Here is a 25,180-nt window from a genome sequence, read left to right as displayed (position 1 = left end):
ATGAGCAACCCGACCACCCAGCTAGTCCCCACCCCCGGCCAGACCGTGGGCCCCTTCTACGGCTACGCGCTGCCGTTCGAGAAGGACAACGAACTCCTGGCCCCCGGCTCCCCGGGCTCCATCCGCCTTCAGGGAACCGTGTACGACGGCGCCGGCGAGACCGTTCCGGACGCGATCCTGGAAATCTGGCAGCCCGACTCCGAGGGCAACGTCGTCCAGAAGACCGGTTCCCTGGTCCGGGACGGCTACACCTTCACCGGCTGGGGCCGCGGCTCCGTGGGCTACAGCGGGGTGTTCACCTTCACCACTGTCAACCCCGGCCCCACCAAGCCGGGCGCCGCGCCGTTCATCTCGGTGGCCCTCTTCGCCCGCGGCCTGACCAACCGCCTCTTCACCCGCATCTACCTGCCGGACAACGAGGAGGCGCTGGCCAATGACCCGCTGCTCAGCTCGCTGGAGCCGGAACGCCGTCAGACCCTGATCGCACGCCGCGATGCCGACGGCGGACTCACCTTTGATATCCGCCTTCAGGGTGAGGGCGAGACAGTCTTCCTGGACTTCCAGTGACCGAAGCGGCCAGTTTAGTGGGCGACGTCGGCCTGCTCAGCCCTGTCTCGGCGTCGCCGTTGGTGGGGGCGCTGACGGGGGACCGGGCAGTGCTGGCAGCAATCCTCGCAGTCGAGTCCGGCTGGGCTGCCGTGCTGGAGAAGGCGGGCCTGGCGCCTGCCGGTGCCGCCGCCGTCGTGGCTTCCGCTGCTGAGCCTGGCCGCTACGATGCCGCCGACATCGCACGCCGTGCGCAGGGTGGCGGCAACCCGGTGATCCCGCTGCTGGCAGACCTCCGCGAGCACGTCGCGGCGCTGGATACCTCCGGTGCCGGGGCGGGAAAAGCGGTGCACACCTCGCTGACCAGCCAGGACGTGCTGGACACGGCGCTGATGCTGGTTGCCCGGAACACCGTCGAGGCGCTGCTGGCCGACCTGAAAGGCACCACGACGGCGCTCGCCGCCCTGGTGGAGCAGCATGCGGACACGCTGTGCGTGGGCAGGAGCCTGACGCAGCATTCCCTGCCGTTTACGTTCGGGCTTCGGGCGGCGCAGTGGTTCCACGGCGTGGCTGCCGCTGGACGGCACCTGGAGAATATGGAGTTTCCGGTGCAGTTCGGCGGTGCTGCCGGCACCCTGGCCGCAGGGACCGTCCTTACCTCCGGTTCACCGGCGACGCCCTTCAGCTTGGCGGATGCAGTGGCATCCCAGCTGGGCCTCGCCGCTGCTGCCGCACCCTGGCACACCAACCGGCTGGCCGTCACGTCGCTGGGCCATGGCCTTGCCGCAGTGCTGGATTCCTTCGGCAAGATCGCCGCGGACGTTCTGTTCCTGAGCCGTCCGGAGGTTGGTGAGCTGGCCGAGCCGCGGGCGGCCGGCCGCGGCGTTTCCTCGGCCATGCCGCAGAAACAGAACCCCGTACTGTCCGTGCTGGTCCGCAGCGCCGCGCTTCAGGCACCCCAACTGGTGGCCCAACTGCACCTGGCCGCCGCCAACTTCAACGACGAACGCCCGGACGGCGCCTGGCACACCGAGTGGCCCGCACTCCGCCAGCTCCTGTCGCTGGCCCTCGGCGCGGCCAGCCACATCCGGGAGCTCGCCGAGGGGCTGCAGGTTTTCCCGGACGCCATGCGCCGCAACCTGAACCTTGCCGGTCCGTTGCTCCTGGCTGAGGGGGTGGGTGCCGCCGTCGCGCCTTTGCTTGAGGACAGGGGCGGCCGCAACGGAAAGCAGCAACTCCAGGCCGTGGTGGACCGGACCCTGCAGGCGCCGCCCGCGGAGCAGGCAGCCACGTACCGCAAGCTGCTCCGCGAAGCTGTCCCCGCTGGGGTTCTTACGGATCTCCGGCTGGAGGAACTCCTCAGCCCTGCCAGCTACCTCGGCGAGTCCGCGGAGATTTTGCGGCGCATCCTCGCCGCCTATCCGGACTTTGTCCTTTCAGCATCTGCAGATACCGACCCGAACGGAGCCCGCCGTGGCTAAACCTGCCTTGAAAGCCGCCCTCCTGTCGCCCCAGCGGCCTTTGGGTGACCACCCCCTGCTGGTGGTGGGCCCGTCCCTGGGCACCTCGTCCATCCTGTGGAACCGCGCTGCTTCCCTGCTGGGCAACGACTTCGATGTTGTGGCCTGGGACCTGCCCGGCCACGGCGTTTCACCTGTCGCAACGGAAGCGTTCGACGTCGCAGCCTTGGCTGACTCGGTGGTGGACCTTCTCGACTCGATCGCCCCAGGCGAGTCCTTCCACTACGCCGGGGTCTCCCTGGGCGGGGCCACCGGCCTGCAGCTGGGCATCAAACACGGTGAGCGGCTGAAGAGCCTGTCCGTGCAGTGCAGCGGTGCGAAGCTGGGCACGCCGGAGGGGTGGCTGGAGCGCGCCGAAACGGTCCGCAGCCAGGGAACACCGGTGATGATCCAGGGCTCGGCGGAGCGCTGGTTTGCCCCGGGCTTTATGGACCGCGAGCCCGAGCTGAGCAGCCGCCTCCTGCACGCCCTGCGCGACGCCGACCGCTTCAGCTACGCCTTCTGCTGCGAAGCCCTGGCGGCCTTCGACGTCCGCGAGGAACTCGGCAGCATCAGCGTCCCCACCCAAGTTATTGCAGGGGCGCTCGACGGTGTGGCCCCGCCGTCGTTCGCTGAGGAAGTGGCGGCAGGCATCACCGCCGGCGGCGGCACCGCCACGGCTGTCACGCTCGAGGGTGTGGCACACCTGGCCCCCGCCGAGGCGCCTGCGCACGTGGCGGAGCTGATGCGCGGGCTTCTTTCCTGGGCCGAATCACGGGGAGCAAGCGAATGAGCGGCACGGAACAGCAGGGCGCCGAACGGCACGGCGTGGTCCAGCCCGGGGCCACCGGCCAGGAGATTTACGACGGCGGCATGGTGGTCCGCCGCGAGGTCCTCGGTGACGCGCACGTGGACCGCGCCAACGCCAACAAGGACGAGTTCACGGAGGACTTCCAGAACATGATCACGCGGATCGCGTGGGGTGGCATCTGGACCCGCCCGGGCCTGACGCGGCAGATGCGCTCGGCCGTCACCATCACCGCGATGGTGGCTCACGGGCACTGGGAAGAGCTGGCCATGCACATCCGCGCGGCACTCACGAACGGCCTGAGCAGGGACGAGATCAAGGAAATCCTGCTCCAGACCGCCATCTACTGCGGCGTCCCCTCCGCCAACAGCGCCTTCAAAACCGCCCAGCAGGTCTTCCGTGAGCTGGACACCACGCACACCCCCACCGACGAAACCCCCGCCCCACCCCACTAGCGCCCCCCACCCAACTGACGGGCAGTTGACGTCCTCATTCGCGCGAATGACGACGTTAACTGCTAGCTAGTTGGGCCCGCAGACAGATTTAGAGGAGCACCATGAACCAGGCTTTTGTGTACGACGCCGTGCGCACCCCGTTCGGCAAATTTGGCTCTGGCCTCGCGGCCGTCCGCCCGGACGACCTTGCCGCGCACGTGATCAGGGAATCCGTGAAGCGCGCCCCCGGGCTTGATCCGGAGCGGATCGACGAGGTGGTGTTCGGCAACGCCAACGGCGCCGGCGAAGAGAACCGCAACATCGCCCGGATGGGGACCCTGCTGGCGGGCCTGCCGGTGTCCATTCCGGGCACCACGGTGAACCGGCTCTGCGGCTCGTCGCTGGACGCCGCGATCATCGCCTCACGGCAGATCAACGCCGGCGACGCCGAGCTGATGTTGGTGGGCGGGGCCGAGTCGATGTCCCGAGCCCCGTGGGTGCTGCCCAAGACGGAGAAGGCCTACCCGGCCGGTGACATGACCCTGGCCTCCACCACGCTGGGCTGGCGCCTGGTGAACAAGGCGATGCCGAAGGAATGGACCATCTCGCTGGGCGAGGCTACCGAGCGGCTGCGCGAGAAGTACGGCGTAACGCGCGCGCAGCAGGACCAGTTCGCCGCCGATTCGCACAACCTCTCCGCCGCCGCTTGGGACGAGGGGTTCTACGACAACCTCGTCGCCCCGGTGCCGGGCACTGACCTGGTGCGGGATGAGGGCATCCGCGCGGGTTCCTCGGCTGAGAAGCTGGCGGCGTTGAAGACGGTGTTCCGTAACGAACCTGAGGGTGCTGAGGTGGGTGGCACGGTCACGGCCGGGAATGCTTCCCCGCTGTCCGACGGCGCCTCCGCGGCCTGGATCGGATCCGAGAGTGCCGCCGGGCTGCTCGGGCTGGACCCGCTGGCTCGTATCGCGGGGCGCGGGGCGCACGGCAACGATCCGCAGTACTTCGGGTTCGCCCCGGTGGAGGCGGCGAACAAGGCCCTGGCGAAGGCGGGCATCGGCTGGGACCAGGTGGGCGCCGTCGAACTTAACGAAGCGTTCGCCGCGCAGTCCTTGGCCTGCATCAACGCCTGGGACATCGACCCCACGATCGTGAACCGGCACGGCGGGGCCATTGCGATGGGCCACCCGCTGGGTGCCTCCGGCACCCGCATCCTCGGCACCCTCGCCCGGTCCCTACAGGCCTCCGGCGAACGCTGGGGCGTCGCGGCGATCTGCATCGGCGTCGGCCAGGGCCTCGCCGTCGTCCTCGAAAACGTCACAGCTTCCAATGGAAAGGCCTAAGCAATGCTGAACTTTGTAGATTCGGTCCAAGAGGCCGTGGCCGGGATCAAGGACGGCTCCACCGTGATGATCGGCGGGTTCGGCAATGCCGGGCAGCCGTTCGAACTGATCGACGCGCTGATGGACTGCGGCGCTTCCGGCCTGACCGTGGTGAACAACAATGCCGGGCAGGGCGACCAGGGCCTGGCGCTGCTCATCAAGGAAGGCAGGGTGCGGAAGATGATCTGTTCCTTCCCGCGCCAGTCCGACTCGTGGCACTTTGACACCAAGTACAAGGCCGGCGAGATCGAGCTCGAGCTGGTGCCGCAGGGCAACCTGGCCGAGCGGATCCGTGCCGCAGGGGCTGGGATCGGCGGGTTCTTCACCCCCACCGGGTACGGGACCATGCTGGCCGAGGGCAAGGAAACCCGGATCATCGACGGCCGCGGCCACGTGTTCGAAACACCCATCCACGCCGACGTTGCCCTGATCAAGGCCCTCAAAGCCGACGGCAAGGGCAACCTCGTGTACCGCAAAACCGCACGGAACTTCGGGCCGATCATGGCCGCCGCGGCCAAGCAGAGCATCGTCCAGGTCTCCGAGATCGTGCCCACCGGCGGGCTGGACCCGGAAAACGTGGTCACCCCGGGAATCTACGTCAACACCGTGGTCCGGGTACCGGCCGCCGGCACGGCCGCCGGCACAACAGAGAAGGTGGCCTGACATGAGCGTCCAGTCCAACGAAACGTCCATCCAGACCTCGGCCACACCCCTGGGACGTGACGACCTCGCCCGCCTCGTGGCCCGTGACATCGCCCCGGGATCCTTCGTGAACCTGGGCATCGGGCAGCCCACGCTGGTGTCCAACCACCTCACCGCGGAACAGAACATCACGCTCCACACCGAGAACGGGATGCTCGGCATGGGCCCGGAAGCCGAAGGGGACGAAATCGACGGCGACCTGATCAACGCCGGCAAGATCCCCGTCACCGAACTCCCCGGCGCCTCCTACTTCCACCACGCGGACTCCTTCGCGATGATGCGCGGCGGTCACCTGGACATCTGCGTCCTGGGCGCGTTCCAGGTCTCGGCCACCGGTGACCTGGCGAACTGGCACACCGGCGCACCCGGTGCGATCCCCGCCGTCGGCGGTGCCATGGACCTCGCCACCGGCGCCAAGGACGTGTTCGTGATGATGACGCTCCTGACCAAACAAGGCGCCTCCAAGATCGTGGACGCCTGCACCTACCCGCTCACCGGCGTCGGCTGCGTCACCCGCGTGTACACCGACAAGGCAGTCTTCCTCACCGGACCCGACGGTGTCACCGTCCGCGAGACCTTCGGCTGCACTTTGGAGGAGCTCCAGGAACTCGTGCCCGTGCCGCTGAAGGCCGCAGCCGCCGTCGGTGCATGAGCCCGGAACCTGAGTCTGTCGCCGCCACCTAGGATTGGTAACCATGACCGACGCCGTCCGTACAGACAACCAGCCTGCCCCGCAGGCCAGCGACCAGTACGTCCAGTCGCTGGCGCGCGGGCTCGCCGTGATCCGCGCGTTCGACACGGACCACCCCGTCATGACCCTCACCGAGGTGGCGGCCCGGACCGATTTGACGCGGGCCACGGCACGGCGGTTCCTGCACACCCTGGTGGAGCTGGGCTACGTGCGTACCGATGGCAAGACGTTCGCCCTCACGGCCAAGGTGCTTCAGCTGGGGTACGCGTACCTGTCCGGGTTGTCGCTGCCGCAGTTGGCACAGCCGCACCTGGAGGAGCTGTCCCTCAAGCTTGGCGAATCCACGTCCGCCGCCGTCCTGGACGGAACGGATATCGCCTACATCGCCCGGGTGACCACGCGCCGCATCATGAATGTCGGCATCACAGTGGGTACCCGCTTCCCGGCCTACGCCACCTCCATGGGCCGAGTGCTCCTTGCCGGGTTGCCGCCGGCAGAGCTGAAGGGCTACCTCGCCGCTGCAGACATCAAGCCGCTGACTCCGCGCGCCCTGGGAACGGTCAAGGAACTGCTCGCCGTCCTGGAAACCGTCCGCGCGCAGGGCTGGTGCCTGCTGGACCAGGAGCTGGAGCTGGGCTTGATGTCCGTGGCGGCTCCGGTCTATGACGGATCCAAGGTGGTGGCGGCGGTGAACGTGTCCCTGCAGGCCCAGTCCGTGGCAGCGCAGCCGGACCCGGACGCCTACCTCGCCGCCCTTGCGCAGGAAATCGTGGCGACGGCGAAACTCGTTTCAGCGGATCTCACCGCCCGGGGATAGTCGCTCATGGTCACCGAAGACGACGTTAGAAAGACTGCCCTCGCGCTGCCGGGCGTCACCGAGCGGCTGAGCTGGGGCCAGCCCGCGTGGTTCGCCAAGACCCTGCTGGCCCGGATCTGGGAGCCCGGAGTCCTCACGGTCAAAACGGAAGAGCGCGAGGCCCTGGCCGGAACCGAGCCGGAAACTTTCTTTTGGACTCCGCATCACGAGCGCTCTCCCCAGCTGGTCCTGGTCAGGCTGGACCGGATCGATGGGAAGCTGCTGGCGGAACTGCTGGAGGATTCCTTCCGGCTCGCGGGAGGGGGAGGCAGCCACCGCCAGCCGGGGGACCAGTAAAGGTAACTGTTTGCCACCCAAGCCCGCGCACTACTCCCGCCGCAGCGGTGCGGGCCATAGACTCTAGCCAACTACGTGCAGCAGCGCCGCTCCGCGAAGCCCGCGGATTCAGGAACCAGGGTAGGGCCCAGCAGGGCAGCGCTGCCGGACTCGTGCAGCGATTGGAGTCGGCGGTGAAACTGGGCATACCGCGGGAACGCCGTGAGGGTGAACGGCGGGTGGCCGCCACGCCGGAAACGGTGAAGCAACTGGCGGCACTGGGCGTGGAAATACTCCTCGAGGCGGGCGCGGGTGCACCCGCCGGGCACCCGGACGCCGACTACCGCCAGGCCGGAGCCAGCATCGTCCCGGAACTTGATGAAGCCCAACTGGATGTCCTCACGCACGTCCGGCCGCTTGATCCGCAAACCGTGGCCACCCTGAAAAGGGGAGCGGTCACGGTGGGGCTGGCATCGCCGTCGTCCGAACTGCCCACCGTCCAAGCACTTGCCGAAGCCGGCGTCACATCCTTCGCCCTCGAACTGGTGCCCCGCATCTCGCGTGCCCAGTCCATGGACGCCCTCAGCTCCCAGGCGCTGGTGGCCGGTTATCGCTGCGTCCTGGAGGCGGCCATCCGGCTGCCCCGGTTTTTCCCTTTGTACATGACCGCCGCCGGCACCGTCCCGCCCGCCCGGGTCCTGGTACTCGGGGCGGGCGTCGCCGGCCTCCAGGCCATCGGCACCGCAAAACGGCTCGGCGCGCGCGTCTTCGCCAACGACATCAGGCCCGCCTCGGCAGACGAGGTTGCATCCATGGGCGGGACCTTCATCCGGCTGGACCTTGAAACCGCCGAGGCAGCGGGCGGTTACGCGCGCCAGCTCAGCTCCGACGCCGGCACCCGGCAACGGCAGCTGCTCGCCCCGCATGTGGCCCAGGCGGACGTCCTGATTACGACGGCGGCCGTCCCGGGCAGGCGCGCCCCGCTCCTGGTCACCACTGAGATGGTGCAGGGCATGCGGCCCGGGTCCGTCGTCGTCGACCTCGCCGCCGAGTCCGGCGGCAACGTCGAAGGGGCTGTGCCTGGGCAGGACATTCCCATCCTCACGGCCGACGGTTCCGGGTACGTAACCCTCGTGGGCCTGAAGGACGCGCCCTCCGCAATGCCGTACGACGCCTCCCGTCTGTACGCCAAAAACGTCGCCAACCTGCTGGCCCTCATGATCCGGGACGGCGCACTGGCCCCCGATTTCGCCGACGAGGTGCTGGCAGGTGCCTGCCTGACCCATGACGGCGCGGTGCGGCACCGACCCACCGCGGAACTGCTGGCCGCGAGAGCCGGCAGCCGGCGGGAAGGGATTCTCTGATGGACGGGATGAGCCTGCTGACCATCACGGTCCTGGCAGTTTTTGTGGGCTTCGAGGTGGTCTCCAAGGTCTCCAGCACCCTGCACACGCCGCTGATGTCCGGCGCCAATGCCATCCACGGAATCATCCTGGTGGGTGCCATTATTGTTGCCGGCCAGGCAACGGACCCGTGGATGCTCGCGGTGGCGCTCCTCGCCGTCGTCCTCGCCACCGCCAACCTCGTGGGCGGATTTGTGGTGACCGACCGGATGCTGCACATGTTCCACGCGCGCAAACAATTGGCCGGTAAAGAGGCCGCCACTAAAGCGGCAACGGGGGAGGTGGACGGAAAGTGACCCTCCTTGACCCGGTCTGGACTTCTCTCCTGTACCTTGCCGCGGCCGTTTTCTTCATCCTTGCCCTGCGCGGACTCAGTTCCCCGAGGACCGCACGCCGGGGCAACCTGATCGGCGCGCTGGGCGCCCTGATCGCCGTCGTCACCGTGTTCCTGTCCTCGCGGCTGGAGAACATCCCCTGGATCCTGTCCGCGATAGCCGTAGGCACAGTGGTGGCCGCCCCGGTAGCCCGCCGGGTCAAAATGACCCAGATGCCACAGCTTGTGGCGCTCTTCAACGGGGTGGGCGGCGGTGCGGCGGCCCTGGTCGCACTCCTGGAACTCAGCCATGCGGACGATCCCTGGGTCCGCCTGGCCATCGTTTTCACCCTCCTCGTCGGGGCCGTTTCGTTTGCCGGGTCCGGGGTCACCTTCGCGAAGCTGCAGGAACTGATGACCACGCGGCCAGTGGTCTTCCGGGGCCTTCCAGCAGTGATGGCCGCAGTGCTGCTCGCAGCGGTGGCGGCCGGCGTCGCCGTCATCATGTCGGGCTCTGCCGCGCTCGCGGTGCTGCTCCTCGTCTTGGGACTCCTCGCCGGAGTCCTCCTGGTGCTGCCGGTGGGCGGCGCCGACGTCCCCATCGTCATCTCGCTGCTGAACGCGTTCACCGGCCTGGCCGTGGCGGCGTCCGGCGTGGTGCTGGGCAACGTGGTGCTCGTGGTGGCGGGCACGCTGGTGGGCGCCTCGGGCACCATCCTCACCCGCGCCATGGCAGCGGCGATGGGCCGCAGCGTGGCCGGCATCCTGTTCGGCGCCTTCCGGGGAGGTTCGACGGCGGGATCCACCGCCATGAGCGAGCGTCCGGTGCGGTCCTCCAGCGCTGAGGACGTCGCCGTGCTCCTGGGTTACGCGCAGCGCGTGATCATTGTGCCCGGCTATGGCCTGGCGGTGGCGCAGGGCCAGCACACCGCTGCGGAGCTGGCCCTGGCACTGGAAGCCCGCGGCATCGACGTCGATTTTGCCATCCATCCTGTGGCCGGCCGGATGCCCGGGCATATGAACGTGCTCCTCGCCGAGGCGAATGTGCCCTACGAATCGCTGAAGGAGATGGGCGAGATCAACCCGGAGTTCAAGACCGCCGACGTGGCGCTGGTGGTGGGTGCCAATGACGTGGTGAACCCCGCAGCCAAGACCTCCTCCGGGTCGCCCATCTACGGGATGCCCATCCTGGAAGTCGCGGACGCCCGGCAGGTGGTGTTCCTGAAGCGGTCCATGCGGCCAGGCTTCGCGGGGATTGAGAACGACCTGCTCTACGAGCCCCAGACGTCCCTGCTCTTCGGCGACGCCAAGGAGTCGCTTGCCCAGGTTCTTGGAGCAGTAAAGACCCTCTAGCCGCCTGCCGCTGTCTGGCCGCGAGCAGGCAAGCTACTCTTCTTTGAGAAGCACCCTTTCCATTCGCCACCAGAGGACGCCATGACTGCCAACAGCTCCACTGCCCCCCAGCGCGCAGCCATCATCATCAACCCTGCCAAGCCGGTGGACATCGACGTACGCGGACTCGTCGCAAAGCACTGTGTCGAAAACGGCTGGGGCGAGCCCATTTGGCTGGAAACCACCAAGGAGGACCCCGGCGTCGGCCAGGCGAAGGAAGCCCTCGCGCAGGGGGCTGACATCGTCATCGCCGCCGGCGGGGACGGGACAGTCCGCTGTGTGGCCGAGGTCCTGTCCGGCGGCGAAGTCCCCATGGGGCTGCTTCCGCTAGGCACCGGAAACCTGCTGGCCCGGAACCTCGGCATGGATGTTACCGACTTCGACGGCGCCATGGCCGGCGCGCTGATCGGCACGGAGCGGAAGATCGACGTCGTCCGCGCCCGCCGCAGCGACCCCGAAAAGGAGCAGCTCTTCCTGGTGATGGCCGGTGTGGGGTACGACGCCACCATCATGGCCGATACCAACGAGGACCTTAAGCACAAGGTGGGCTGGCTGGCCTACGTTGACGCCGGTATCCGTAATTTGCCGGGCAAGCCGATCAAGGCAACCATCGTGATCGACGGCAAACGGGCAGTGCGCCGCGGCGTGCGCAGCGTCATGGTGGGTAACTGCGGCAAGGTCCAGGGCGGCCTGGAGATCTTCCCGGAGGCCAAGATGGATGACGGGCTGCTGGACGTCGCGGTGTTGGCCCCCCACCATGGCCGGCTGGGCTGGCTCTCGGTGGTCACCGGAATGATCGGCAAGGGCCGGGGCAAGGACACCGCCGTGGAGTACTACCAGGGCAAGACCGTGGAGATCACCCTCGAACACAAGGATGACTACCAGTTGGACGGCGACCACGAGGGCAAGGGCAAGCACGTCCTGATGACCATGGACCCGGGCGCCCTGACCATCCGGATGTAACCCAACATGCGAGCTACTTGGGAAACCCCGCCGCCGGCTGGTGTGACAGGATCTCGGCGAGCTCTGCGAGCCGGTGGGCCCGGGCCGACTCGGCGGGGGTGAACGGCTCCCCGGGCCGGACGAAGGTAATGGGGCCGTGCCAGGCGGTGGGGATTTTGAGCCGCGTGCCGGCCTCGTGCTTTTCCAAGGCGGCTTCTGCCGGCGTGAGGATCCGCGCCCGGAGCAGCTCAGCCACCGCAAGCGGAAGCTCATCGGGTGCGTCCGCGATCCTGGCCGCCAGGCTAAGTGCCCTGGTCTGCCCGTCTGCCATGGCCAACGCGGTGGTGGGCCAGACGTGCGAACGGGTGCCGCCGCCGTCGTGCAGTGCCTCCAGGAGCGCGCGCTCGCCGAGGTACCCCGGCGCCGAGAGGACAAACTCGTCCAGCACCCCGTCCGCCACCGGATGGACGTGGATGCTCAGGATGTTGGCCCCCGTACGGGCAAGCGCCTGGGTGACCTTCTGCAGGTAACCGGGCTCGTCGCGCAGTACAGTCCGGGCCCGCCAGAGCGCAGGCGCCGCCCCCAGCTTCCGTCGCTGGCTCAGCGCCGGCGCGTGCAGCCAGCCGCGCAGCATCCGGGCAGCCGAGGGCTCGGCCACCCAGATCACCAGAACCGTGGCGGTAAGGGTGAGCACCAGGACCTTGGCCAGGTAGGGCAGGTGGGTTTCCACCACCAGGGCGTGGACCAGGAGTTCGATGGGCAGCATCACGGCCACGTTGGCCAGGGTCAGTCGCGCCTTGGGAGGTTCCGGCATCAGGCCACAGACTTCACAGCTCAATTCAGCGGAGGGTGTGTTCCGTTCGGGAGGCTTCATGCCTCAAGCATCAGGTGGTGCTGTTTCAGCGGTGTTGCCCTGCGGTTCCATTCATGGGAACGCCGGGGGCTGTTGCGGCGGACTGCACCGTAGGATTTAGCAGGAACGTCAGCGCGGCCGCCCGTCAGAAGGCCACCCGCAGGAAGGCGCCCCACGTGAAGCTGCTCGCTGAGATGTTCAGCATCGGTCCCGGCAACAAGGACCACCACCCGGCGCTGAGGTGCGCCGTGGGCGTCTTCGTTCCGCTCCTCACGCTGGTTCTGCTGGGCCGCCTGGACCTGGCGATCTTTGCGTCCTTCGGCGCCTTCACTGGAATTTATGGCCGTGGTGAACCCCACGGGGCCCGGTTCGGACTGCAACTCCGGGCAGGACTGCTGATGCTCGCGGTCATCCTGCTGGCCACGCTGTCTGCCCGCGTGGCGGCGTCCCTGGAGCTGGACGGCGCCGGCACGGCATGGCTCCTGGTTCCCGCCACCACGCTGGTGGCCGGTGCCTGCTCACTGATCATCTCCTGGTGGCGGATGCGCCCGGCCGGCTCGCTGTTCCATATCTTCGCGTTCGCGGCCATCGCCTCCATTCCCAACCAGCCACCCCTGTGGCAGGCCATGCTGGTGGCCGTCCTCACCACGGCGTTCTGCCTGCTGGTTGGCTTTTCGTCCCGGATTCTGCCCAGCCACCGGACCCCCTGGATCCGGACCCGGCCGGTCCGCCGCACGTCCAACGAGAAGCGGGCCGCCTGGCTGGAGGGCCTCGGTTACCTGATAGCCGCAGGGCTTGCCGGCGCCCTGGCGACCTGGGCCGGCCAGCTGCTGGGCTTCGGGCACAACTACTGGGCCATGGTGGCGGCCGTTGTGCCGCTGGTGGGGCACACCACCAGGCATCGCGTCCGCAGGGGCATCCAGCGAATCATCGGTACAGTCCTGGGCCTGGTGATCCTGGCCGGGATTGTGCTGCTGAACCTGGAGCCCTGGCAGACAGTGCTGGTGATGGCGCTGTGCCAGTTCGGCGCGGAAATGTTCATCATCCGCCAGTACCTGCTGGCCCAGCTCTTCGTCACACCCCTGGCCCTGATTTCCACACTTCTGGTGGTCCCGTCACCGCCCGCGATCCTGCTCCGGGACCGCATCATCGAGACCGTTATCGGGGCTGCCGTCGGGATCGCCGTGGTGCTGGCGCCGGAAGTATGGCGCCGTGTTCGGGAACGTACGACGGCGGCACACTAGCGGGTGCCCCAGCCGCCTAGTTGTCGCGAGGGTAGGCTGGAAACGTCCCATTGAACGGAAACGGGGTGCGTGGTGGCCAATTCCGCCTCAGGCGATTCGGTGGTGGACAGGATCGTCCGACTGATCGCTGCCTTCCCGCAGGACGTCCACACCCTGCAGCTCTCGGAACTTGCAGAACGCGCGGGCCTTCCCCTCACCACAACCCACCGGCTGGTACGCCAACTCGCCGGACACGGGCTCCTGGAAACCGGCCCCGGCGGCACGGTCCGGCCGGGACTCCGGCTGTGGGAACTGGTCAACCGGACGTCCCCCACGCTTGCGCTGCGGCAGGCGGCGATGCCGTTTATGGAGGACATCCAGCAGGTCCTCAACCAGAACGTGAACCTGGCAGTGCTTGACGGCTGGGAGGCGCTTTTCGTGGAGAGGCTGTCCCGGCGGGGTTCGGTGGCCAACCGTGCGCAGGTGGCTGGCAGGATGCCAATTCACATCTCGTCCGCCGGGCTCGCGCTGATGGCCCACCAGGACAAGGCGCTCCAAGGCCAATACCTCGACCAGTTCGCCGACCCAGACGGGAAACTCACCAGGGACCAGGCCCGTGCACTGCTCGCTGAAACTGCCCGTCAGGGTTTCGCCCAGCTCAAAGGCATTGTCGATCCGGACACCTGGGGGATCGCCGTTCCCGTGCTGAACCGCCGGCAGCACGCGGTGGCATCGCTCGGCGTCGTGGTGCCCCTGCAGGAGATGCGCCTGCAGGCGCTGGTGCCCGCACTGCAGACCGCTGCCCGGGGAATCGCCCGGCGTCTAGCGGATTCCTAACTTCCCATTCAACGGAATCGCCGTGTCGGCGATCACTTCCCGTGCTGCACACTGATTGCCAGACCTACCAACCGGCACCGCCTCAGCGGAGCCCCGCAATGAAGCGAGACCAGTCATGGCAGCACGGAAGATCATCACCACCCAGGTGGCCATCATGGGAGCCGGACCCGCAGGGCTGATGCTCTCCCACCTGTTGGCCACATCCGGTATCGAATCCACAGTCATCGAAGTCCGCAGCCACAAAGAGATCTCCGAAACCGTCCGGGCCGGCATCCTGGAGCACGGGACCGTGAACATGCTGATGGACAGCGGAGTCTCGGACCGGGTGCTGCGCGACGGCGACCGGCACGACGGCATCGAGCTGCGTTTCAACGGCGAAAGCCATCGCGTCGACTTCAAGGAGCTGGTGGGGGAGTCTGTGTGGCTTTACCCGCAGACGGACGTCTTCCTGGACCTCGCCGCGCGCAGGAAGGCCGACGGGGGCGACGTCCGCTACAGCGTCACGGACACTTCCGTCCACGACCTTGAGGGCAAGCCGAAAGTTTGGTTCACCGACGCGGAGGGCGTGGAGTTCGAAATCCAGGCGGACTTCCTGGTGGGCGCCGACGGATCCCGCAGCCACTGCCGGTTCCAGATCCCGGAGGCGAACCGCAAGTGGTACTTCCACGAGTACCCGTTCGCCTGGTTCGGCATTCTGGCGGAAGCGCCGCGCAGTTCCGATGAGCTGATCTACGCCAACTCGGCCAACGGGTTCGCCCTGATCAGCCAGCGCACCGAGACGGTCCAGCGGATGTACTTCCAGTGCGATCCCAAAGAAAACGTCGCAGAGTGGGATGACGACCGGATCTGGGCCGAGTTCCGCAGCCGGGTCAACGGGAACGGCTTCGAGCTCAAGGAAGGGCCGGTCATCGAGAAAATGGTCCTGCCGTTCCGGAGCTTCGTCCACACTCCCATGCGCCACGGCAACCTGTTCCTCGCCGGCGACGCCGCGCACACCGTGCCGCCCACCGGTGCCAAGGGCCTCAACCTGGCCATCCATGACGTCAAGGTCCTCTTCGAAGGGCTGGACAGCCACTACAACTCCGGTTCCGACGTGCTGCTGGACTCCTATAGCGACCGCGCGCTGGAGCGGGTGTGGAAGGCGCAGCAGTTCTCGTACTGGATGACCACCATGCTGCACACCCCCGCCGAGGCGGACGACTTCTCCCGCGCCCGCCAGCTCGGCGAACTGCACTCTGTGGTGTCTTCCAAACATGGAATGGCTTATCTTGCCGAGGCTTACACCGGCTGGCCGGGCGCCGTTTCCTAGCAGTAAGAAGGCAGGCAGTACGACGGCGGGCTGACGCGGGCGGTGGCGACAGGCCGCCGTCGCAAGGGGGAACGCCTCAGGGAGACAGCAGCCGCCGGATCGCCGCGGCGATGGCCGCAGCGTCAGGTTGCTCGTCCCGCCTGACGGTGAGCAGATGGAGCACAACACCGTCACCGTAGTCCGCCACATCCCGCGCCCGGGCCGGGGCATCGGGCACTCCCAATGCGGCTACCGCCTGCTGCAGGCTGCCCACCAGGCGGAAGTGCCCGGCAGTTACTGCCTCGGGCCGGTCCAGCGAGAGGGCCAGCCGGGCGCGGGTGAGGCCGGCATGCCGTCCGGCAAGTGCCAGCACCAGACTGGCAAGCTGACCTGCCAGCTCGTCAATGTTCTGCGGCGGACCGGCCGGTCCTTGATCCTGCAGGAGCGCGGCGTCCAGCTCCAGTAGGCGGCCAAGCACCGCTTCGACGAGGGAGGCGCGGCTCCGGTAATAGTTGGAAGTGGTGCCTTCGGGCAGCTGGGCCGAAACATCCACCGCGCGGTGGGTAAGGCCTTTCATTCCCTTGTCCGCCACGACGGCCAGGGCGGCATCCATCAATTCCGTGCGGCGGTCAGGCATGGGCCCAGTGTAATTGACCCCTTCCTAACTACTACAAAAGTAGTAGAATTGCCGGCATGGTATCCATTTCGATTGTTGGTGGGGGAATAGCAGGGCTGGCACTGGCTGCTTGCCTGGACCAGGACCGCTTCGAGGTGACCGTATACGAGAAGCGCCCCGGGCTGCCCACTGTCGGTACCGCGCTGGGAATGTGGCCGAACGCGCAACGAGCCCTGGACCGGATGGGGGTGCTTGAGAAGGCGCGGGCCGTCGGCCCGTTGATTGGCAGCGGGTCGGTCCGGAACGCCGCTTCCGGCGAGCCGTGGGTTACCGTCAACGGCGGCGAGATGTTTGCCATTTCCCGGATTGACCTGCTGCGGCTGCTTGACGAAGCATTGCCCGTGGCGGTGCGCCGGGTCACGAGCCATGTTCGGGCGCTTCCCGCCGACGGCGGCCTGGTGGTAGGGGCCGACGGCGTGCACAGCCTGGTCCGCCGCGAGGCCTGGGGTGCCCGCACCGCTGCCAAGCTCACACCCTACCTCGCCCTGCGCGGGACCCTGCCTTCCCGGGTCAGCCCCGACTCGGTCGGCGAGTACTGGGGCCGCGGGGACCTGTTCGGTATGGCCGCCTCGTACGGCGGTATGTTCTGGTACGCCAGCTACCGGTCCGGACTTGGCCCCTATGGCATCGACGTAGCGGCAGTCCTGGAGGAGGCCCGGGGGCGCTATGCCGGGCACTCGCCAGCCATCAGGCAGGTGCTGGCTGCCGCTACGCCGGAGGACTCACTGGTGCAGCGGATCTGGACAGTTCCCCATCTCAAGTCCTTCGTCCGCGGCAGGGCCGTCCTGGTCGGCGATGCCGCACACGGCATGATGCCTACCCTGGGGCGTGGCGCCTGTGAGTCGTTGGTGGACGCGGTGACACTCGCTGACCTGCTCAATACGTTGCCCGAAGACCAGGCACTGCGTGCCTACGACCAGCAGCGTCGGCTGCGGACTCGGGCCCTGAGCCTGGCGTCCTCGGCGCTCGGGCGCGTCGCGCTCGCGGACGGTGCCCAGCCGCTCCGTGACCGGCTGCTGGGGCTGGCCCGATGCCGGCAGGCTCGCGCCGCCGTCGACAGCAGTTCCGGCGGCTGATCAACGAACGGTGACTGCCGGCTGCGCGGTGTCCTCACCCGAAGTAGGGACGCCGGCGTGGGCGGTGCCTGCGACCGGTGCGGCAGGCGGGATGCCCCCCGGCCCCTTCTTCGTTGACCCCTGCCGGCGGGTCCGGCCGTAGACCAGGTACATGGTCACGCCAGTGATGATCATCAGGAGCACGGTATAAACGAAGGTGTTGGCCACACCCTGCACGCCTTCGGCCCCGTCCGTATTGGCCTTGATCACCAGGCCCAGGGGCTGGACGAGCGGGTGGGCCAGGAAGATGGCTGTGTCGTAGTCGTCCAGCAGGCTGTTGAAGTTCAGGGCCGCGATGGCGGCGGCCGCCGGCAGTACCAGCGGCAGGAGGATCCGCCGGAACACGTAGAGGGTCTTGGCGCCCATGATGGCTGCCGCTTCCTCGAGCGACGAATTTACCGAGGCGAAGGAAGCCTTAAGCATGCGGAGCGTAAAAGGGATCTTCACGGTGACAAAGGCGATCAACAGGATGACAGTGGTTCCGGTGAGTACTGCCCCGCCCACCAATGGATTCGGGTGGTCGTAACTGATGATCAGGCCCAGGGCCAGCAGCGCCGACGGCAGGATCCAGGGAATATGCAGCAGGTATTCGAAGACATTGGCCACCCAGTTCTTGTACTTCTGCAGCAGCCGGGCCACGAAGAGCAGGCCGCCAACGGCGATCACGGCGGCCAGGGCGCTGTAGACCACACTGACGACGAACGGACGGAGCCCGGACTGCTGGGTGAGGACGCGTACGTAGTTGTCCAGCGTCAGGCTTCCGGGCGTAAGGTGTCCGGTCTGGATGGCGGCACCGTCCGCGAACGAATACAGGACGATCAGCACCACCGGCAGGGTGTACACAGCAAAGAGCAGGTAGGCCACAGCGTGGACGGCTATGTTGGCCGCCGGGTTGGTGACGTCCTGCTTCTGCAGGGCGGAGGAAACCTTTGACACCGAAAAGTAGGTGCCACCTTTTTCGAGACGGGACATCACAGCGAGCATCAGGATGGTGGCCACGCCCAGGATGACTGCCAGCAGTGCCGCCAGGTCGCGAGAGGTGGGGCTGTTCGTAAAGGTCAGGATCATCGGCGTGATGGTCTGGAAATCCCGCCCGCCCAACACTTGCGGGGCGCTCAGCGCACCGAGGCCGGTGAGGAAGGACAGGATGGTCACAGCGAACAGTGTCGGTTTGAGCATGGGCAGCACAATCCGCCGCAGGATGGTCCAGGTTGAAGCGCCGAGGTTTTTTGCTGCTTCAACGGTCTGGTAGTCAATGCCCTTCAGGGCGTTTGCCACAAACAGCATGTGGTTGGTGGTGGTGGCGAAGGTCATCACCACCAGAACCGCGAAGAAACCGGAGAACCACCCAGGGTCCATGGCAGGGAAGACCTTCACCAGCAGCGACGTGACAATTCCCTTGTCCCCGTAGATGAACTTGTAGCCGGCGGCCAGCACGATGCCGCCGTAGATGAAGGTGGAGGCGTAGCCCAGGAAGAGGATCCTGGAGCCACGGATTCGGAAGTAATGTGTCACCAGGACAATAAAAATCCCCACCAGGTTCACGGTGACGGACAAGGCCACCGCGAGCAGGAAGCTGTTTCCCAGTGCTTTCATGGCTCGTTGCGAGGAGAGGAGCTTCTCAGCCGCCCGTCCGGAGAAGTTGCCGTCCGGAAAGAAGGTGGCAATCAGGACGTTGACGTTGGGCCACACCAGGAATGCCGCGATGAACCACGTCAGCACAACCCCCACGATCAGAACAAAGGGGGAGCGGGCCATGCTGCGGGCCGGTGTCCCGCCCGTCACAGGGGTACCGCCTGGTCTTCCCGGGTCAGGGCGGCACCGGTCCCGGGATGGTACTGCAGCACGTGTGCAGGCTGTACGTAGACGGTGGTTTCCGTGCCGGGCTCGGGGTGCGCGCCGCCGTCTTCCTTCACCAGCAAACGGATCTCTGCGCCATGGCTCCGCACCACGTAGCGGCTGTGGAGGCCGTGGTAGGTGCGGGAGGCCACCGTGCCGGGAAGTCCGACGGCGGCGCTTCCGTCCGCCGCCGGGTTCAGGGACGCCTTTTCCACCCGGAGATAGGACTTGGCGTCCGTGCTGAGCCCCGCCCCTGTGAGCCGGTTCAGCTCCGTTACGAACTCAGGCGTCAACGCGGAACTATCCCCGATGAAGTTGCACACGAACTCGGTGGCCGAGTGATCGTAGATCTCCTGCGGGGTGCCCACCTGCTCCACGACGCCTTTGTTGAAAACAGCCACACGGTCGCTCATCGCCAGTGCCTCGTCCTGGTCGTGCGTGACGTAGACGGTAGTGATGCCGAACTGGCTCTGCAGGTCCTTCAGCTGCTGCCGCAGCTGGTGCCGGAGCTTCGCGTCCAGGTTGGAAAGGGGCTCATCCAGCAGCAGAATCTTGGGCCGCAGCACCAGCGCACGCGCCACGGCCACCCTCTGCTGCTGGCCTCCGGACAGTTCCGCCACATTCTTGGACAGCTGCTCATCACTGAGCTCCACGCGCCCGGCGATGTCACGCACCAGGCGGTCGCTGTCCGCCGGCTTCTCCTTCCGCACCCGCAACCCGAACGCGATGTTCTCCCACACGCTCATGCTGGGGAACAGGGCATAGTTCTGGAACACCATGCCCACCTGCCTCTTGTCACTCGGAAGCCGCGTGACATCCTTGCCGTCCACATGGACGGTTCCCCCGGACGGCTGGATGAAACCCGCCAAGGTGCGCAACGCCGTCGTTTTCCCGCATCCTGACGGGCCCAGCAACGTGAAGAACTCGCCGGGCCGGACGTGCAGGTCCAGGTGTGGAATGGCGGTGAAATCACCAAAGGTCACTTTGATGTTGTCCAAGCGGATCATGGCAAACCTGTCTGGGAAGCGGGTGGGATGGCTGGAGACCGGGGGCTACGTCATGTACTCGAGCTCGATCTTCTCTACCCAGGCGCCCATGTTCTGCTGTACGAATTCCCAGTCGATGTCCTGCTGCTTGAGGTCCGCGAAAAAGGCCACCACCTCGGGGTTGGCCTCCGATTCGGCGGACTTGTTCACCGGCATGGAATTGAACTGCTTTGCGAACTCGCCCTGTACCTTGGCGCTGCCGAACCAGTCGATAAACTTCTGGGCCTGTTCCTTCTTCTCAGTGCCCTTAACCAGGGCGATCTGCTCTACGGCAAGCGGAACTCCGACGGACGGGATTACAGTCTCAACGTTAACGCCGAAGGACTTTTCACGCTCGGCGATGATCGAGGACGGCATTTGGCCCATGTCCACTTCGCCGGAGGCGATGCGGGCAAAGAGGTCCGTTTTGGCGACCGCGGGGCTGCCGTTCTGGAAGTACTGCTCCACCTGCTTCCAGCCTTCGTCAGAAATGCCAAGATCGCCGGCGTCGTCCCGGTAGCGGCTGAGGATGCCGGCGAAGACCAGCTGGGCTGTGGCCGTGCCCAGTCCGGTAACGCGCTCGTAGCGGGCCTTGAACTCGTCCTTTGCCCAAAGGTCAGTCCAGTCCTGCGGGGCGGCGTCCTTGGAGACTTTGTCGGAGTTGTAGCCCAGGAGGATGGCCTGCTTGACCAGCGGCCAGTAAGTCTCCCCGTCGCCAAGTTCCTTGTCGACTTCCCCGGCCCAGGCAGGCTCGTAAGGCTCAAGGGCGTCTTCGGCTTTGACCTGCGAGAAGTACATGTTGTTCAGCCCGAAGGCTACGTCCGCAATGGGGTTGTTCTTCTCAGCGATCAGCTTATTGGTGGCGTCTGCGCCGCCGGCACCGACAATCTCAATCTTGAAGCCGGCCTCGGCAGCCTTTTTGGTCCACCACTCACCGCGGCCTTCGCCATTGGAGTTGGTGTAGACAACGAGGGTTTCCCCTGAACCTCCCGCCGGAGACGAGGAGGCTTCACCGGAGGCCGCTGGTGTTGCTGTGCCCCCGCCGCATCCGGCGAGAAGGGTGGCGGCAACGGCCGCGGCAACCAAAGTCTGCAATTTACGCACGATCAGGACTCATTTCTGGACTGGAATCGGAGCATGTCCGGCCAGCCTATAGCCGGGCACGCCGAAAGTCCGGCTGTACTGCTATCGATTCGATAAACAGCCGGGCTGTCCACTGTGGTTTAGTCGCAGGAACGGCTGGTGCCGGGCGCGTGAACGGAAGGTAAATGTTGCAGCCGACGCGCCGCCGTGGCAGCACCTGCCCGCACCGTTCCTGCTTTGTGGTGGTCCTGCTGCGTCAGTCCTGCTGGAGTGTGTCTGTCAGGTGGTGCGTGGGGATCCGGTCCCGGTCATAGGTGATCTCGGTGTAGCCGTGTGGCTCCGGCTTGCCGGAGGCGCTCAGGTTCACAAAAACAATCTCCTCGATGGTGAGGATGCTCTGCCGCGTGATCATGTTCCGGACCTCGGCGCGCATGGTCAGGGACGTCCTGCCGAACCGGGTGGCGGTCAGGCCCATCTCGATCAGGTCACCCTGCACCGCGGAGCTGACGAAGTTGATTTCAGAGATGTACTTGGTGACGGCGCGCCCGTTGCCGAGCTGGAGGATGGCGTAAATCGCCGCTTCCTCATCAATCCACTTCAGCAGGCTGCCGCCGAAAAGGGTGCCGTTGGCATTGAGGTCCTCGGGCCGGACCCACTTTCGGGTGCGGAAGGTAATGTCTGCTGATTCCATAGGCCGAGGTTAGCCGAGCAGCGCCGGCGGCACCGAGTGTGACGGTCCCGTCCACTCGTCCCGGTCCCGCCCACGCTACGCCATGGCAGTGTGGGCAGCGCTGCGGGCATTAATGCTCTTGGCGTAGCAGTAGGAGTGCTTCACGCCGGCGTAGGCACCGAAGTTGGGGACGGGCTCGAAACCGGAGTTCTCGTAGAAGTTCCGCCCATCAGGCTGGGCGGAACCGGCTTCCGCCTTGATCCGGGTGATCCCCAGCTTAAAGGCCTCCGCTTCCAGGGCCGCCAGAATGGAGCTGGCTACGCCTGACCCCCGGGTATAGGGGAGAACATACAAACGCTTTATTTCTGCTGTCCGGTCATCCAGGAGCCGCAGGCCGCCGCAGCCGACAGGCTGTCCGGATCCCTTGTCATACGCCACCAGAAACACGGCGCAGTCAGCTTCCGACGGCGGGGTGCCGGGTTCGTGGTCAGGGGTACCAAAGCGGGCATCGAGTTCGGCCTGCTGCGCGCGGCGCAGGTCCGCGCCCACCGGGTTGGACCAGGCAACCTGCCGGATGTTCAGGCGCGGGTTGGTTTGCATGTCTGCCTCGATTCGCTGAAGGGATATGCACACCTAGCGTAGAAGCGCGGGGTTACGCTCGTGTTTCTGCCCGGTAAGCACACGAAGAACGGACCGGCGGCTAACTCGCTTGGTTGTCTAGATACAAGCCGGACTAGAATGTTTTTATGGTTTCAACCGGTAATGAAGGCTCTGGCTATTGGTATGGGCCGGACGGGCAGCTTGACTACAGCGCGGCAGTCCTGAAGTCCCTGCGGGACTACCGGGCTGCTGAAACGGCCGTGCGGAGGACCACCCGCGACTCCATGGGCATGGGCGAGACGGACATCCTCGCCCTCCGCTACCTCCTGCGCATGCAGGCCTCCGGGAAAGCGACAGCGCCGAAGGACTTGAGCCAGTTCCTCGGAATCACCAGCGCGTCCACCACTTCGCTCATTGACAGGCTGGTGGGCAGCGGCCACGTGCGGCGCGAGGCGCATCCGACGGACCGCCGCTCCGTGGTAGTGGTTCCAACAGTGGAATCCGATAAGGAAGTCCGGGTGACCCTGGGGGCGATGCACCGGCGGATGATGAGGGTTGCGGAAGAACTGAGTGCAGACGAGGCGCATGTCGTGATCGAGTTCCTGCAACGCATGGCCGATGCTCTTGCGGACATTGAAAGAGGGTACGAGCAGAAGTAGCTAGCCGAACTAGCTAGATTGGCTAGTAATATGTATGCTTACGATTAATCCTGAAATTTCTTCAGCTGGAGTCGTGAGTGTATTGGTAAATTTTACTGAGCTTGGCGCTCGGCATGCCTTGTCCAACAGGGCCTTGCAGGACGGCGCCGAGCACGCGTACGCCGGGTGGGAAGGCGCCGCTGTGCATTGCGGAACCGCCATGGAACTCGTGACGCCTGCTGTAGGTCCCACCGCCGTCGGCTATAGCTTCGAGCCGGACGACGGCGGTCCTGTCCAGCTTCCTCCTGTGTGGCGCTGCGCCTGCGGGTTTCAGCTCGACGCCTGGTTTCACTCGCCTTACGCTTCCCGTGACCTGGGTGTTGGTCCGGGAGCTGTGCATACCCCGGCCCTCTCCGCATGACTTTCGCCGTCGCGGAGCTGCAGCATCGCGGGGCCGGCCTTCTTTGCCGGGTGCCAGTGGTGGCGGGCCGTTACGAGCTCAAAGAACGCTTGGGCCGCGGCTCGTTGGCAGAGGTGTTCCGCGCTGCCGACCTGGAGGGTGGTCCTGATGTTGCCGTCAAAGTTGCCGTCGGCGACTCCGGACAGCACGTCGAGCGGATCCGTAATGAAGCCGCCGTCCTGGCAGGACTGAACCACCCCTCCATCATCAGATTCATCGCCCGGTCTGTCATCCCCGCCGCGAACCCGCTCGCCGGCCGTCCACTCCTTGTTGAAGAGCTGGCGTTCGGCGCCAGCCTTGCCGCGGCAACCCGCACCGGCCTGCCGCACCCCGGGGACGTGGCCGCCTGGGCCCGCGGCCTCTTCGACGCGCTTGCCCACCTGCATGAACAGGGGCTTGTGCACCGTGACATCAAGCCAGCGAACCTGATGCTCAGCGGTCTGCGACGGAGTCCGGTGCGCATCATCGACTTCGGCATCGTGGCTGCTGCCGGAGCGGCTCCGGAGCCAGGCATCTCGTCCGGAACGGTGCACTACATGAGCCCTGAGCAGGCGTCGGGCGGACCAGCCCGGGCTTCCTGGGACGTCTACGCCATGGGCCTGGTCCTGCTGGAGCTTCTCACGGGTTCCAAGGCCTTTCCCGGCACGGCCATTGAATCCCTCGTCGCCAGGACACTTCGGAGTCCCGAAATCCCGGATTCCCTGGGGCCGGGATGGTGCGCTTTTCTCAGGGCCCTTACCGCTACGGACAGCGCTGCACGGCCGACGGCGGCTCAGGCGGCCGTTATGGCCGGGAGGCTCGTTCCTCCGGCAGCCCAGCTGACCAACAGCACCTGCAGAAAAATGGCGGTGTTCCCGGCCCGCCGGATCAGGCAGCTGGTTTAGGGCTCCGCCACATTCCGTCCCATAGGGTCCTCAGCGGTCGGATCGGCGAGTGCCAGTCCGCCCACCGGGCTGCCGTCCCAATGGATCAGCCGCCACCCGCTGTCCGGATCACCTTCCAACGCCACAATTCCGGTATTGGCCAACACGTGCTTCGCGGCGAACTCGTGGTCTGCCTCCTGAGCGCGGCGCCCGGCCCAGGTGCGGATGGCCGCGCCGTGGCTGACGACTGCTGCCGTTGCCTGCTCCCCGGACGTACGTTCCAGGACGCGCGCAATAGCGGCATCAAACCGCTCGAAGAAATCATGGCCGTCCGGCCCGGCAGGGATGCGGCGGTCAAGATCACCGGCGGCCCAGGAAATCACTGTCCCCATGTACCGCTTGTGCGACTCGTGGTCCGTCAGCTTTTCCAGTGACCCGGCTTCGATTTCGTGGAGGCCGTCCATCACTTCGACGTCAAGGCTGTGCAGCCGGCCCAGCGGCGCTGCAGTGATCTGGGTTCGCACCAGGGTGGAGGCATAGAGCGCCTCGATCGGCTCGTTGGCCAGCGAACGGGCCAGGGCCTCCGCTTGCCGCTCACCCAGCTCCGTGAGCCCGGGACCGGGGTGGGCGGTGTCCAATTGGCCAAGCACGTTGCCCGGGGTTTGCCCATGGCGGATCAGGAGCAGCTTCATGTCTCCAGTTTCGCACTTGGAGGCGGGCCGCCTGCTGGGCCACAAGGAAGGTGGGGACGAAGAAGGCGCCGGGC

28 protein-coding genes are annotated in these 25,180 nt (G+C 66.4%); 20 read left to right on the top strand and 8 right to left on the bottom strand.

Translation table 11 applies throughout. From position 1 onward, the window contains the following. The 13 genes from pcaG to CXQ88_RS08770 all read left to right on the top strand — a co-directional run bounded on the left by pcaG (position 1) and on the right by CXQ88_RS08770 (position 11,265). Positions 1-567, top strand: coding sequence for a protocatechuate 3,4-dioxygenase subunit alpha (gene pcaG, locus CXQ88_RS08830; RefSeq protein WP_104043791.1), 567 nt, complete (start codon positions 1-3; stop codon positions 565-567). Next, a complete protein-coding gene (locus CXQ88_RS08825) occupies positions 564-2,027 on the top strand; it encodes a lyase family protein (RefSeq protein ID WP_258061779.1) in 1,464 nt (487 codons plus the stop codon). The genes pcaG and CXQ88_RS08825 overlap by 4 nt, the downstream gene beginning before the upstream one ends. After that, on the top strand, positions 2,020-2,838 hold the full coding sequence (locus CXQ88_RS08820) for an alpha/beta fold hydrolase (RefSeq protein ID WP_104043790.1): 819 nt from the start codon (positions 2,020-2,022) through the stop codon (positions 2,836-2,838). The genes CXQ88_RS08825 and CXQ88_RS08820 overlap by 8 nt, the downstream gene beginning before the upstream one ends. Beyond that, a complete protein-coding gene (pcaC, locus tag CXQ88_RS08815) occupies positions 2,835-3,308 on the top strand; it encodes a 4-carboxymuconolactone decarboxylase (protein WP_104043789.1) in 474 nt (157 codons plus the stop codon). Before CXQ88_RS08820 ends, pcaC begins: the two co-directional genes overlap by 4 nt. 101 nt (positions 3,309-3,409) lie before the next feature. Beyond that, on the top strand, positions 3,410-4,630 hold the full coding sequence (locus tag CXQ88_RS08810; RefSeq protein ID WP_104043788.1) for a thiolase family protein: 1,221 nt from the start codon (positions 3,410-3,412) through the stop codon (positions 4,628-4,630). Between the two features lie 3 nt (positions 4,631-4,633). Beyond that, positions 4,634-5,332 carry a 3-oxoacid CoA-transferase subunit A gene (locus CXQ88_RS08805; protein ID WP_104043787.1) on the top strand — a complete coding sequence of 233 codons (699 nt, stop codon included), beginning with the start codon at positions 4,634-4,636 and terminating at the stop codon, positions 5,330-5,332. Position 5,333: 1 nt separating this feature from the next. Beyond that, positions 5,334-6,023 carry a 3-oxoacid CoA-transferase subunit B gene (locus CXQ88_RS08800; protein WP_104043786.1) on the top strand — a complete coding sequence of 230 codons (690 nt, stop codon included), beginning with the start codon at positions 5,334-5,336 and terminating at the stop codon, positions 6,021-6,023. A 43-nt stretch (positions 6,024-6,066) separates the two neighbouring features. Next, positions 6,067-6,879, top strand: a complete 813-nt coding sequence (locus CXQ88_RS08795) for an IclR family transcriptional regulator domain-containing protein (RefSeq protein WP_104043785.1) — start codon at positions 6,067-6,069, stop codon at positions 6,877-6,879. Between the two features lie 6 nt (positions 6,880-6,885). Further along, complete coding sequence (locus CXQ88_RS08790; protein ID WP_104043784.1) at positions 6,886-7,215, top strand: MmcQ/YjbR family DNA-binding protein; 330 nt, start codon at positions 6,886-6,888, stop codon at positions 7,213-7,215. Between the two features lie 173 nt (positions 7,216-7,388). Continuing rightward, a complete protein-coding gene (locus CXQ88_RS08785; protein ID WP_104043783.1) occupies positions 7,389-8,558 on the top strand; it encodes a Re/Si-specific NAD(P)(+) transhydrogenase subunit alpha in 1,170 nt (389 codons plus the stop codon). Beyond that, positions 8,558-8,893 carry an NAD(P) transhydrogenase subunit alpha gene (locus CXQ88_RS08780; RefSeq protein ID WP_104043782.1) on the top strand — a complete coding sequence of 112 codons (336 nt, stop codon included), beginning with the start codon at positions 8,558-8,560 and terminating at the stop codon, positions 8,891-8,893. Before CXQ88_RS08785 ends, CXQ88_RS08780 begins: the two co-directional genes overlap by 1 nt. Beyond that, positions 8,890-10,263, top strand: coding sequence for an NAD(P)(+) transhydrogenase (Re/Si-specific) subunit beta (locus tag CXQ88_RS08775; protein WP_104043781.1), 1,374 nt, complete (start codon positions 8,890-8,892; stop codon positions 10,261-10,263). The genes CXQ88_RS08780 and CXQ88_RS08775 overlap by 4 nt, the downstream gene beginning before the upstream one ends. 81 nt (positions 10,264-10,344) lie before the next feature. Further along, entirely contained in the window at positions 10,345-11,265 is a 921-nt protein-coding gene (locus CXQ88_RS08770) for a diacylglycerol/lipid kinase family protein (RefSeq protein WP_104043780.1), read from the top strand. 13 nt (positions 11,266-11,278) lie between these two features. Here the strand turns inward: CXQ88_RS08770 and CXQ88_RS08765 are convergent, their stop codons facing one another. Beyond that, a complete protein-coding gene (locus CXQ88_RS08765; RefSeq protein WP_104043779.1) occupies positions 11,279-12,118 on the bottom strand; it encodes an ACT domain-containing protein in 840 nt (279 codons plus the stop codon). 155 nt (positions 12,119-12,273) lie between these two features. On the opposite strand from CXQ88_RS08765, the gene CXQ88_RS08760 reads away from it, so the two are divergent. The 3 genes from CXQ88_RS08760 (at position 12,274) to CXQ88_RS08750 (ending at position 15,466) form a co-directional block, all read left to right on the top strand. After that, complete coding sequence (locus tag CXQ88_RS08760) at positions 12,274-13,341, top strand: FUSC family protein (protein ID WP_104043778.1); 1,068 nt, start codon at positions 12,274-12,276, stop codon at positions 13,339-13,341. A gap of 72 nt (positions 13,342-13,413) precedes the next feature. Continuing rightward, positions 13,414-14,157, top strand: a complete 744-nt coding sequence (locus tag CXQ88_RS08755; RefSeq protein ID WP_104043891.1) for an IclR family transcriptional regulator — start codon at positions 13,414-13,416, stop codon at positions 14,155-14,157. Positions 14,158-14,272: 115 nt separating this feature from the next. Further along, positions 14,273-15,466, top strand: coding sequence for a 4-hydroxybenzoate 3-monooxygenase (locus CXQ88_RS08750; RefSeq protein ID WP_104043777.1), 1,194 nt, complete (start codon positions 14,273-14,275; stop codon positions 15,464-15,466). Positions 15,467-15,542: 76 nt separating this feature from the next. Here the strand turns inward: CXQ88_RS08750 and CXQ88_RS08745 are convergent, their stop codons facing one another. After that, on the bottom strand, positions 15,543-16,082 hold the full coding sequence (locus CXQ88_RS08745) for a TetR/AcrR family transcriptional regulator (RefSeq protein ID WP_104043776.1): 540 nt from the start codon (positions 16,080-16,082) through the stop codon (positions 15,543-15,545). 56 nt (positions 16,083-16,138) lie between these two features. Here CXQ88_RS08745 and CXQ88_RS08740 point away from each other — a divergent pair, with 56 nt between their 5' ends. Continuing rightward, positions 16,139-17,197, top strand: a complete 1,059-nt coding sequence (locus CXQ88_RS08740) for an FAD-dependent monooxygenase (protein ID WP_104043775.1) — start codon at positions 16,139-16,141, stop codon at positions 17,195-17,197. On the opposite strand, the gene CXQ88_RS08735 is transcribed toward CXQ88_RS08740, so the two are convergent. The 5 genes from CXQ88_RS08735 to CXQ88_RS08715 all read right to left on the bottom strand — a co-directional run bounded on the left by CXQ88_RS08735 (position 17,198) and on the right by CXQ88_RS08715 (position 22,453). Further along, positions 17,198-18,994 (bottom strand): ABC transporter permease, encoded by a 1,797-nt coding sequence (locus CXQ88_RS08735; RefSeq protein WP_104043890.1) that lies wholly within the window; start codon positions 18,992-18,994, stop codon positions 17,198-17,200. Between the two features lie 23 nt (positions 18,995-19,017). Beyond that, a complete protein-coding gene (locus CXQ88_RS08730; protein ID WP_104043774.1) occupies positions 19,018-20,082 on the bottom strand; it encodes an ABC transporter ATP-binding protein in 1,065 nt (354 codons plus the stop codon). A 45-nt stretch (positions 20,083-20,127) separates the two neighbouring features. After that, a complete protein-coding gene (locus CXQ88_RS08725) occupies positions 20,128-21,204 on the bottom strand; it encodes an extracellular solute-binding protein (RefSeq protein ID WP_104043773.1) in 1,077 nt (358 codons plus the stop codon). Between the two features lie 235 nt (positions 21,205-21,439). Next, entirely contained in the window at positions 21,440-21,874 is a 435-nt protein-coding gene (locus tag CXQ88_RS08720) for an acyl-CoA thioesterase (RefSeq protein ID WP_104043772.1), read from the bottom strand. Between the two features lie 75 nt (positions 21,875-21,949). Further along, on the bottom strand, positions 21,950-22,453 hold the full coding sequence (locus CXQ88_RS08715; protein WP_104043771.1) for a GNAT family N-acetyltransferase: 504 nt from the start codon (positions 22,451-22,453) through the stop codon (positions 21,950-21,952). A gap of 146 nt (positions 22,454-22,599) precedes the next feature. Between CXQ88_RS08715 and CXQ88_RS08710 the strand changes: the two genes are divergently transcribed. From CXQ88_RS08710 to CXQ88_RS08700, 3 genes are all read left to right on the top strand, one after another. Beyond that, a complete protein-coding gene (locus tag CXQ88_RS08710; RefSeq protein WP_104043770.1) occupies positions 22,600-23,112 on the top strand; it encodes a MarR family winged helix-turn-helix transcriptional regulator in 513 nt (170 codons plus the stop codon). An 82-nt stretch (positions 23,113-23,194) separates the two neighbouring features. After that, entirely contained in the window at positions 23,195-23,512 is a 318-nt protein-coding gene (locus CXQ88_RS08705; protein ID WP_258061777.1) for a hypothetical protein, read from the top strand. After that, a complete protein-coding gene (locus CXQ88_RS08700; RefSeq protein WP_104043769.1) occupies positions 23,509-24,435 on the top strand; it encodes a serine/threonine-protein kinase in 927 nt (308 codons plus the stop codon). The genes CXQ88_RS08705 and CXQ88_RS08700 overlap by 4 nt, the downstream gene beginning before the upstream one ends. Here CXQ88_RS08700 and CXQ88_RS08695 read toward each other — a convergent pair. Further along, positions 24,432-25,106 carry a histidine phosphatase family protein gene (locus CXQ88_RS08695; RefSeq protein ID WP_104043768.1) on the bottom strand — a complete coding sequence of 225 codons (675 nt, stop codon included), beginning with the start codon at positions 25,104-25,106 and terminating at the stop codon, positions 24,432-24,434. The two genes, CXQ88_RS08700 and CXQ88_RS08695, sit on opposite strands and share 4 nt — an antisense overlap. Positions 25,107-25,180 lie beyond the last annotated feature (74 nt).

Source organism: Arthrobacter sp. ZGTC412, from assembly GCF_002929215.1.
Classification (GTDB): domain Bacteria; phylum Actinomycetota; class Actinomycetes; order Actinomycetales; family Micrococcaceae; genus Arthrobacter.
The sequence above is the reverse complement of the archived record's forward strand: the minus strand, read 5'-3'. Positions and strand labels throughout refer to the sequence as shown.

What these genes read in the sequence shown, in the direction of transcription:
- CXQ88_RS08765 (WP_104043779.1), bottom strand. Translation starts at nt 12,118, where the DNA reads ATGAAGCCTCCCGAACGGAACACACCCTCCGCTGAATTGAGCTGTGAA.
- CXQ88_RS08790 (WP_104043784.1), top strand. Translation starts at nt 6,886, where the DNA reads ATGGTCACCGAAGACGACGTTAGAAAGACTGCCCTCGCGCTGCCGGGC.
- CXQ88_RS08745 (WP_104043776.1), bottom strand. Translation starts at nt 16,082, where the DNA reads ATGCCTGACCGCCGCACGGAATTGATGGATGCCGCCCTGGCCGTCGTG.
- CXQ88_RS08735 (WP_104043890.1), bottom strand. Translation starts at nt 18,994, where the DNA reads ATGGCCCGCTCCCCCTTTGTTCTGATCGTGGGGGTTGTGCTGACGTGG.
- CXQ88_RS08730 (WP_104043774.1), bottom strand. Translation starts at nt 20,082, where the DNA reads ATGATCCGCTTGGACAACATCAAAGTGACCTTTGGTGATTTCACCGCC.
- pcaC (WP_104043789.1), top strand. Translation starts at nt 2,835, where the DNA reads ATGAGCGGCACGGAACAGCAGGGCGCCGAACGGCACGGCGTGGTCCAG.
- CXQ88_RS08715 (WP_104043771.1), bottom strand. Translation starts at nt 22,453, where the DNA reads ATGCAAACCAACCCGCGCCTGAACATCCGGCAGGTTGCCTGGTCCAAC.
- CXQ88_RS08740 (WP_104043775.1), top strand. Translation starts at nt 16,139, where the DNA reads ATGGTATCCATTTCGATTGTTGGTGGGGGAATAGCAGGGCTGGCACTG.
- CXQ88_RS08810 (WP_104043788.1), top strand. Translation starts at nt 3,410, where the DNA reads ATGAACCAGGCTTTTGTGTACGACGCCGTGCGCACCCCGTTCGGCAAA.
- CXQ88_RS08750 (WP_104043777.1), top strand. Translation starts at nt 14,273, where the DNA reads ATGGCAGCACGGAAGATCATCACCACCCAGGTGGCCATCATGGGAGCC.
- CXQ88_RS08805 (WP_104043787.1), top strand. Translation starts at nt 4,634, where the DNA reads ATGCTGAACTTTGTAGATTCGGTCCAAGAGGCCGTGGCCGGGATCAAG.
- CXQ88_RS08720 (WP_104043772.1), bottom strand. Translation starts at nt 21,874, where the DNA reads ATGGAATCAGCAGACATTACCTTCCGCACCCGAAAGTGGGTCCGGCCC.
- CXQ88_RS08695 (WP_104043768.1), bottom strand. Translation starts at nt 25,106, where the DNA reads ATGAAGCTGCTCCTGATCCGCCATGGGCAAACCCCGGGCAACGTGCTT.
- CXQ88_RS08795 (WP_104043785.1), top strand. Translation starts at nt 6,067, where the DNA reads ATGACCGACGCCGTCCGTACAGACAACCAGCCTGCCCCGCAGGCCAGC.
- CXQ88_RS08710 (WP_104043770.1), top strand. Translation starts at nt 22,600, where the DNA reads ATGGTTTCAACCGGTAATGAAGGCTCTGGCTATTGGTATGGGCCGGAC.
- CXQ88_RS08800 (WP_104043786.1), top strand. Translation starts at nt 5,334, where the DNA reads ATGAGCGTCCAGTCCAACGAAACGTCCATCCAGACCTCGGCCACACCC.
- CXQ88_RS08780 (WP_104043782.1), top strand. Translation starts at nt 8,558, where the DNA reads ATGGACGGGATGAGCCTGCTGACCATCACGGTCCTGGCAGTTTTTGTG.
- CXQ88_RS08700 (WP_104043769.1), top strand. Translation starts at nt 23,509, where the DNA reads ATGACTTTCGCCGTCGCGGAGCTGCAGCATCGCGGGGCCGGCCTTCTT.
- CXQ88_RS08770 (WP_104043780.1), top strand. Translation starts at nt 10,345, where the DNA reads ATGACTGCCAACAGCTCCACTGCCCCCCAGCGCGCAGCCATCATCATC.
- pcaG (WP_104043791.1), top strand. Translation starts at nt 1, where the DNA reads ATGAGCAACCCGACCACCCAGCTAGTCCCCACCCCCGGCCAGACCGTG.